Origin of the sequence: Candidatus Protofrankia californiensis, from assembly GCF_900634765.1 — a bacterium.
Taxonomy (GTDB): Bacteria; Actinomycetota; Actinomycetes; order Frankiales; family Frankiaceae; genus Protofrankia; species Protofrankia californiensis.
This window is the reverse complement of record NZ_CAAAFT010000103.1, coordinates 1-2,298: the sequence shown is the minus strand read 5'-3', so window position 1 is coordinate 2,298 and position 2,298 is coordinate 1. Positions and strand designations below refer to the sequence as shown.

Here is a 2,298-nt window from a genome sequence, read left to right as displayed (position 1 = left end):
ACCTGGGACTCGGTGAACACCTACTACATCCAGCTCGAGGAGAAGATCGGCGTGCCGGCCGTCGTCGACATGGCGACCCGGTTGGGCATCCCCGCGTCCTACCTGGAGGACGTCCATCCGACCCAGGGCGACCTGACCATCGGCTCCAGGCGGGTCACCCCGCTGGACATGGCCAACGCCTACGCCACGCTGGCCGCGCACGGCATGCGCTGCGATCCGCGGTACGTCCTGTCGGCGAGGGACTCCAACAACCAGAACGTCGACATCGCCCCCGACCCCGCCTGCGAGCGGGCGGTGACAGCCGGGGTGGCCGACACCGTGACGAGCATCCTGGCCGGGGTGATCACACAGGGCACCGGATACCCGAACGCGGCGGCGATCGGACGCCCGGCCGCAGGCAAGACCGGCACCACGGACAACTACTCCTCCGCGTGGTTCGTGGGGTACACCCCACAGATGGCCGCTTCGGTCGCGGTCGGCAACCCCAGGGGCGCGCAGGGGAACCCGCTGAAGGGGGTCGTGGCGGACGGCCGGACCTGGTCCCGCGTGTTCGGCGGGGACCTTCCGGCGATCATCTGGAGCCGCTCGCTGCGGGCGGCGCTCGCCGGCGTCCCCGCCATGCCCATGTCGAAGGCCGATCCCACCGTGGCCAGGGGAACCAAGGGCGGGCTGCTGTCGACTCCCCCGCCACCACCGCCGGCTCCCACCGCGGCGGCATCGGGCGGTCCGATCGTGCCGACGTCACCGCCTGGCGCCGTCGGACCGGTCGTACCAACCGCTGTGTTCCCGTTCTCACCCCCGGTCCGGTAACGAACCAGCCGGACCGGCCCGCTCAACCGTCGGGTCCCGCTGCCAGATCTGGACAGCGGGACCCGCCAGCGGGGCCTGGAGCGGGCTACGTCTCACCCACGGCCGGGGTCGGCGGGGAACTCAGGTCACGCGCGGCGGCCACCGGCGTCGGGTCCAGACCGAGCGCGAGACCGAGATAGACGCTGGTGTAGTCGAACAGGCCCACCAGGGACGCGAGCCGTTCCAGGCGGCTGGACCCCTGCGCGGACAGCTCGGTCACCGCCACCGCGCGCTCGGCCGCCGCCGTGACGGCAGCCTCGGCCTGGCGGGTCACCGCCGGATGCTCAGCCGCCTGATCACGCAGCAGGACCAGCCGCAGCCGCACCGGCTCGGTCTCGTCGACCCGGTCACGGAAGAAGTCGTCGTCCGCTCCGGCACCGCCGCCCGCCCCACGGACCCCGAACATCCCGTCCAGGACGCCCGCCTGGGCGCCTGCCGCATCGGGCAGGGCGCCGAGCAGCGCCGGGTAACCCGCGTTCGCGGCAAGCTGGCCGGCGGCCCGGTCGGCGGCGGCGGCGGTCAGCGCGGTGGTCCCCCACAGCAGAGGTAGCGAGCCGGCGAGCTCGAGCGCCAGCACCTTTGCCGGGCTGATGAACGTCTCGCTGGCGGGCCGGCAGCGCATCGCCAGGTCCTCCAGGCGCGCCGCCGCGGCCTCGACCGCATCCGGGCCCTCGGCGGCGGGCGGGAGAAGACCGAGTGCCCGGACAGCCGCGACAGCCGGGAGCAACAACGCCCAGAAACTGGCCCGGGTGGGCCTACCGTCCACCACGGCAACGGGAAGGAACAGCGCCCGCGCACGTTCGGCACAATGAGCCAGGGGTGAGTCGGGCGGGCCCACCGCAACCACCCGGCAACCGCGACGATCGGCTTCTTCCAGCGCGGACAGGGTCGCCTCGCTGCGCCCCGAACCGGATATCGCGATCACGACGTCGGCCACCCCCACCCATCCGGGCAGGCCGAAGCCGTTGTGGCCGAGTACCGGGACCGGACAGCGCGACCCGACCACCGCGGCGAGCGCGACACCGACAGCCGCCGAGCTACCCACCCCGACGACAAGCACCGCCCGCGGACGGCCGTCTGCGGCGAGCGAACCGATGCCGGCCTCCTGCGCCAGCGCGGCGGACTCGCGGACCTGGCGGGCCGATGACGCGACGTGCAGCAGCATGCCGGACGGATCGGCGGCGCTTAGCCGGACGACGTCGTCAAGGATGCTCTCGTCCACGCCCGCTTCCCGCATGCCTTGCACCATTGCATGCCCGCATCCATCCGCACAGCCCAGGGTTCAGCAGACAGCGGGGTTCGAGCGGGGTTCAGGACGAGCGGGGTTCAGGACGCAGCGGACGAGGGTTCAGGACGACGTGGACGCCGGCGGCCGGGCCTCCCCACCGAACGGGACGGCCTCGTCGAGCAGCATCACCGGGATCTCGTCCCGTACCGGGAACGCCAGGC

General features: G+C 73.0%; 2 protein-coding genes. One reads left to right on the top strand and one right to left on the bottom strand.

Annotation, left to right across the window (positions count from 1 at the left end; all coding sequences use genetic code 11):
• A partial coding sequence (locus tag DD1DGNOD_RS06145; protein ID WP_250645432.1) for a penicillin-binding transpeptidase domain-containing protein occupies nucleotides 1-810 on the top strand: 810 nt, incomplete at its 5' end.
• Nucleotides 811-895: 85 nt separating this feature from the next.
• On the opposite strand, the gene DD1DGNOD_RS06140 is transcribed toward DD1DGNOD_RS06145, so the two are convergent.
• Entirely contained in the window at nucleotides 896-2,086 is a 1,191-nt protein-coding gene (locus DD1DGNOD_RS06140; RefSeq protein WP_241255504.1) for an SIS domain-containing protein, read from the bottom strand.
• Nucleotides 2,087-2,298 lie beyond the last annotated feature (212 nt).